Below are 5,748 nucleotides of genomic sequence, written 5' to 3' on the forward strand. Positions count from 1 at the left end.
CGACCTGCGCACCCCGATCGAGGTCGAGCAGGCCTACTACGCTGACCAAGAATCAGGCCTGGCGGCAACCGCCGGACAGGGAAACCGATAGGAACGGAACCCAGGCCGAATCAGTCGTGAACAGGAACCAGATGGACACCGGGGCCAGCAGCGCGACCTCGGCGCCGAATGCCGCGGCGCCCTCGAGCCGCGCCTTCCTGCGGATGGCGAAGTAGAGGGCGTAGCCGATGCAGACGGTGAACGTCACCCAGGATGCCGCCCCGGTGAGAGAAAGGTTCATCCCGACGGCCACGGCGGCGATCCCGACGGCGACCCACTGGAGTTTCGAGACGCGTTCGCGGAAGCCGACGCGACCGATGACGACTAGCGCGATCGGCAGGAGCAGGTAGCCCAGGGAGGCGTCGAGCCCGTATCCGTGGGCCGGGGCCCAGGCGAACAGCCACATCTGCACGCCGACGAGGGCACTCGTGGCCACGAGCACGAGCGGGGACCACCAGGTTGCGGTGAGCGCGGCGACCAGTCCGCGGAGCGCGCGGCGGTTGGATCGGCCGATCAGGGCGGTCGCGTAGCAGGCGGCGGTGATCAGCATCCGCCAGGCGAAGACGGCCTCGGGCGAGGCGTCGATGACGCCGGAGACGTAGAACATCACCCCGAAGAGCGTGCTGGCCAGCAGGGACCAGACGATGCCGTTCAGGGGCCGGCCGGCGCGCGCCGCGACCGCTCGTCGCGGTTGCGCGAGCGGGGACGTCGCGGATCGTTCCAGAATCGACATCGCGTCGGGAGCCGGGCAGTGGCCCGGTCCCCGTCACCTCCTCCGAAATACTGTCGAATGCGTCGACGATCGGTCGCCCGCGGCTGGGGTCGCGCGGGTGCGGCGACCCCAGCCGTATGCGTACAGGGTGCTCAAGCCGCGCTGAGCGTCCTGCGGGCGCTCCGTCGGCCGCTCGCAGGCGTGAGCGCGGCAGCCTCGCCGAGCGTCTTGCCTCGCGTCTCGGGCGCCCATGCGATGCAGATGACCGCGCCGGCGAGCGTGATCGCTCCGGCGAGGATCATCGTCGGACCGATCCCGATGCCGGCCAGCGCGATGGGCACGAGGTAGGTGCCGGCGGCGGCCCCGATGCGGCTGAGCGAGGAGGCGAGCCCGACCGCCGATCCGCGGACCTCGGTCGGGAACAGTTCGTTCGGGTAGACCCATTGCATGATCTGCGTGCCGCCGATCAGTACGGCGTACGCGGCGAACAGGACGAGGATCACGATGGTGCTGGCGCCCGGGAAGATCCCGAGGGCGAGCAGGGCGAGTCCGGCCCAGACGAAGCTGTGGATGATGAGCGGGCGACGCCCCATCCGTTCGACGAGCGCCACGGCGACGAGGCATCCGACGAGGAACATCACGGTGATCACGGCAGCGCCGATGTGGGCCAGGTCGTCGCCGATGTTGAGGGCCGAGAGGATGGCGGGACCGAAGGCGTACACGGCGAAGAGCGGCACGATGGAGCAGGTCCAGAACAGCGTCACGAAGGCGATGCGCTTGCCGTACCCGCCTCGCAGCAGGTCGCGGACGCTCACCTTGGCTCCCGCGCCCTCGTCGGCGGCGAGCAGGTCGTCGGTCGTCACGCCGGCGCCGTAGACCTTGGTGATGACCTCCTGCTCTCCTTCATCGCCCCGAACGGGAATGGAAGGGAAGGAGCGACGGAAGTCCGCGTGACGGGACGGAACAAAACCGACATGGATGTCGGTTCGTGCTAGCCTCGCTGCTTGGGAGCGCTCTCACGCGCATGATCCGAGGGAGGCTCGATGGAGAGCACGACGAAGAACCGCCAGTCCACCGGGGTGCTGCGCCGGCTGATCGGGCGCGCGTACGGGGTCGACCAGGTCCCCGTCGGCGACGACTTCGCGCATGAGATGACCGAGGGGTGGTTCAACGTCGCGTATCGGATCCGCCTGCGCGACGGACGCCAGGTCGTGCTGAAGATCGCCCCGCCCGCGGGAGTGCCGGTCCTGACCCGCGAGATCGGGATGATGCGGGTGGAGCTCGAGGTGATGCGCCTCGTCTCCGAACTCACGACGGTTCCGGTCCCCCGGGTCGATCACGTCGACCTCACGCACGAGATCGTCGATGCCGACCTGTTCTTCATGGAGTACGTCGACGCCGACAACTTCGGCCGCACGGCGGACGCCGGCGCCCTGGGCGCGGATGTCGTCGCGGCCGGAATGCGCGAGCTGGGGACGCTGAACCGCGAGATCAACGCGGTGCGAGGGCCGCACTTCGGGCCGATCCTGGGCGCGGGATCGCCGAGCTGGCGCGAGGCGTTCTCGAGGATGATCGAGGACACGCTCCGCGACGGCGAGCGGGTCGGGATCGATCTGGGCTGGGATCCCGACGAGATCCGGGCCGTGGTCGCCGCCCACGCGCACACGCTCGACGAGGTCACCGAACCGCGTCTGGTCGAAGTGGATCTCTGGGCGAAGAACTCGATGATCCGCGACGGGCGGATCGTCGCGATCCTCGACCATGAGCGCGCCGTGTACGGCGACCCCCTCATGGAGGCCGGCCTGACCGGGCTCGACATGGCGGCGTTCGGCGACCCGACGGACTTCATGGCCGGGTTCGGGATCACGACGCTCACCGAGAACGAGCGCACGCGGCGTCGCCTCTACTCGCTGTACCTCGCGGTCATCATGATCGTCGAGACCAAGTACCGCGGACACACCGACACCGAGGTCTACGACTTCGGCCGCCGCGAGCTGGACGGACTCCTGGCCGCGCTCGGGCGCGCGCCCGTCGTGTCGTGACCGGACGCCCCGTGGCTGGACGCGCCGGATCAGCTCGGCACGCAACCCGTCGGCCGGCTGCTGTGGTGGGCCTGCTCCCAGACCACGCTGTCGGTCGGCGTGTATGGCGTCTACGCGCTGACGAACGCGTGGTTCGTCGCCCGCGGGGTCGGCGCGACCGCACTGGCTGCGGTGAACCTGGTGGCGCCCCTCCTGCTCCTGCTCGGCGCGGTCGCCACGACCGTCGGCGTCGGCGGCGCATCGGTGGTGTCGAGAGCGCTCGGACGGCGGGATCCGACGTCCGCGGCGCGCGCGGCCGGAACCGCGTTCGCGCTGTACTGGGCGACGGCGATCGCCGTCACGATCCTCGGGCTCGCGTTCCTCACACCCCTCCTGCAGCTGATGGGCGCGACCGACGCGACCCTTCCCGATGCGCAGGCGTACGGCACGGTGATCATCGGCGGCGCGATCTTCGCGACCGGGTTCTCCGCGATCGTCCGCGCCGAGGGGCGGATGCTGTTCTCCACCATGCTGTGGGTCGTCCCAGTGCTCGTGCAGATCATCCTGGATCCGATCCTCATCTTCGGCTTCGACCTCGGCGTGGTCGGCGCGGGGCTCGGGACGATCGGCGGGCAAGCGGTCTCGGCGAGCATGGCGGTCTGGTTCTTCTTCCTCCGCCGGGACCGCCCGTACCGGATCGGGCTCACCCACCTGCGACCGCACCCGGCTACCGTGCGCGAACTCATCGCGATCGGCACGCCATCGTTCCTCGCAGGCATCGGCGTCACGCTGCTCGCCGTGCTCGTCAACGCCACGCTCGCCGCGGCGGGTGCCGCCGTGCTCGCGGCGTACGCGGTCTGCGCACGAGTGCAGAAGTTCGTGACCATGCCGCAGACCGGCATCGCACAGGGCATACAGCCGATCATCGGGTTCAATGCGGGTCGCTTCCTCGATGACCGCGTCGAGCGCACGCGGGTGCTCGCCTCGCGGGCCACCCTTATCGTCGGCGGCATCGCGGCCGCGGTCGTCGCGCTGGGCGCCGACGCCCTCGTCAGCGTCTTCCTCGACGAGGCGGATGCCGCCGCGTCCGCCGCCACGGCGCTGCGGATCATCGCCGTCGGAATCGTCGTCGCCGGCATCCCACCGCTCGTCTCCGTCTACTTCCAGGCGCTCGGGCGGCCGGCGATCTCCTACGGGATCTCCATCGGGTCGATCGTCGCCGTGAAGGTCCCCCTCGTGCTCCTGCTCGGACTTCTCGGGCCGCTCGGCGTGTGGATCGCGCTCCCGCTGGGCGAGCTGGTGTCGGCCGCAGCGGCGTGGTGGCTGCTCCGCCGCGATCGACGACGCGCGTCGCTACCCTCGGAGGCGTGATGCCCGCCGACACCCCGTGGACGCCCACCCGACCCACCCGTTCCTCGCCGAAGGGCGAGCGGCGGCGGGCCGAGATCATCGCCGCCGCGTTCACGCACTTCTCCGCCCACGGATACCGCGGCGCGAGCATGGTGCAGATCGCCGCAGCGTGCGGCGTCTCACGTGCCGGACTCCTCCACCACTTCCCCACGAAGGAGTCACTCCTGGCGGCCGTGCTCGAGGAACGCGACCGCGTCAACGGGGACCTCTTCTTCCGCGACACCGACCCGAAGCGCGACGGCATCGACTACCTCCGGCACCTCCTGCAGGTGCTCGTCCACAACGAGGGGCAGCGCGAGCTCGTGCGCCTCTTCGCCACGCTGTCGACCGAGGCATCCGAGCCCGACCATCCCGCATACGCGTACATCGCGAACCGATTCCGCTGGCTCGCGCATGACATCGATGAGGCGATGCGCGAGGCGCAGTCACGCGGACTGGTCCGCCCCGCCGCGGACCTGGACGGATTCGGCCGCGACCTGATCGCACTCATCGACGGACTGCAGATCCAGTGGCTCGTGGACCCTACGGGCATCGACATCGCCGGTCGCACTCACCGCCGCCTGATGGAGGTGCTGATCGCAGACCCAATGATGTAGCCTCCGCCGGCAACTCGGTCGGGCCCGTCGAGGATGCGGCTCAGGACGAGCTCGCCCGGCCAATCCCTCGTCACGGTCGGCGACAATGCCACTCGCATCCACAGCGAAGCGGCGTTCGCCAAGCTCTGCGGCGTCGCACTCAACCCGCCTCGAGCGGCCGAACCTCCGGCCGACACCGACTCAGCCGCAGCGGAGGCCGCGCAGCCAACAGCGCGCTCTACATCGTCGCGATCGTCCGCATGCGCCGACACGAACCCACCGCGTCTACGTCGAACGCTGCACCGCCGAAGGCCTGAGCACACGCGAGATCATCCGATGCCTCAAGAGATTCACACACGAACCGTCACGGATGTCCTCATGCAGAGCTGTCACCGATGTCTCGAGACATCACAGGTCGGCGGCTGCGGGACTTGCACTCGATAGGAACGAAGGTCAGACCGATTCAGGAGCCGGAAGCTACGTGCAGCGAGACTGGCGTCTTTGCCTGGGTGGGTGGCCGTCCCACGTCAATGCCCGATCTATGCACAGGATGTGCAATTGTGTCACCCAAGTGATAGCAGCAGCGCAATGTCGGTCAGCCTTCTATTGACGCTCGACGTTGGCGGTGGCTAGCTTTTCGTCAGCCCGAGTCATGGAGGACCTTGCCCGCTGTGCAACAGCTGCGAGGGGCGCTCCGTGGTGCGGGACACGTTCGCCAAGAGTCGCTTTGATCAGGCCCGGGATGAAGCCGCCGTCACCGGTCAGGCCGACCTCGCCAGCATCGATCCTCGCGAACAGGGCGCCCAACGCACCCGACTCTTTCAACTCAGCCGCGATCTGCGCGGTCGACGGTCGGCCAGCCGTCGAAGGGATCTCGTTGGTCGCACGTGCTTGGCTGCGCCGTGGTCAGAGGTGGCGGAGAACATCGTCGACCCGCTCCTTGGCGTCGCCGAAGAGCATCTGGGCGTTGTCGCGGAAGAACAGCGGGTTC

At 69.1% G+C, this 5,748-nt stretch carries 6 protein-coding genes and 2 pseudogenes; 4 read left to right on the top strand and 4 right to left on the bottom strand.

Annotated elements, in window-relative coordinates:
• Positions 1–52 precede the first annotated feature (52 nt).
• Both GJ743_RS16365 and GJ743_RS16370 read right to left on the bottom strand, forming a co-directional pair.
• Complete coding sequence (locus GJ743_RS16365; protein ID WP_155052982.1) at positions 53–649, bottom strand: EamA family transporter; 597 nt, start codon at positions 647–649, stop codon at positions 53–55.
• 254 nt (positions 650–903) lie between these two features.
• On the bottom strand, positions 904–1,614 hold the full coding sequence (locus GJ743_RS16370; RefSeq protein WP_328289282.1) for an MFS transporter: 711 nt from the start codon (positions 1,612–1,614) through the stop codon (positions 904–906).
• A 180-nt stretch (positions 1,615–1,794) separates the two neighbouring features.
• Between GJ743_RS16370 and GJ743_RS16375 the strand changes: the two genes are divergently transcribed.
• The 4 genes and pseudogenes from GJ743_RS16375 to GJ743_RS20480 form a co-directional block, all read left to right on the top strand.
• On the top strand, positions 1,795–2,793 hold the full coding sequence (locus GJ743_RS16375; protein WP_155052983.1) for a phosphotransferase family protein: 999 nt from the start codon (positions 1,795–1,797) through the stop codon (positions 2,791–2,793).
• A 99-nt stretch (positions 2,794–2,892) separates the two neighbouring features.
• Positions 2,893–4,143, top strand: coding sequence for an MATE family efflux transporter (locus GJ743_RS16380; RefSeq protein ID WP_328289283.1), 1,251 nt, complete (start codon positions 2,893–2,895; stop codon positions 4,141–4,143).
• Positions 4,143–4,778, top strand: a complete 636-nt coding sequence (locus GJ743_RS16385) for a TetR/AcrR family transcriptional regulator (protein ID WP_155052985.1) — start codon at positions 4,143–4,145, stop codon at positions 4,776–4,778. Before GJ743_RS16380 ends, GJ743_RS16385 begins: the two co-directional genes overlap by 1 nt.
• Positions 4,779–4,835: 57 nt before the next feature.
• Positions 4,836–5,109 (top strand): annotated as a pseudogene (locus GJ743_RS20480) (transposase); the annotation flags it as partial.
• Positions 5,110–5,474: 365 nt separating this feature from the next.
• On the opposite strand, the pseudogene GJ743_RS20260 reads toward GJ743_RS20480, so the two are convergent.
• A pseudogene (locus tag GJ743_RS20260) lies at positions 5,475–5,630 on the bottom strand (IS256 family transposase); the annotation flags it as partial.
• Positions 5,631–5,663: 33 nt separating this feature from the next.
• Positions 5,664–5,748, bottom strand: an 85-nt coding sequence (locus tag GJ743_RS16400) for an NAD(P)(+) transhydrogenase (Re/Si-specific) subunit beta (RefSeq protein ID WP_155052988.1), incomplete at its 5' end; no start/stop codon positions are given.

This window comes from Agromyces bracchium, from assembly GCF_009709675.1.
Taxonomy (GTDB): Bacteria; Actinomycetota; Actinomycetes; order Actinomycetales; family Microbacteriaceae; genus Agromyces; species Agromyces bracchium.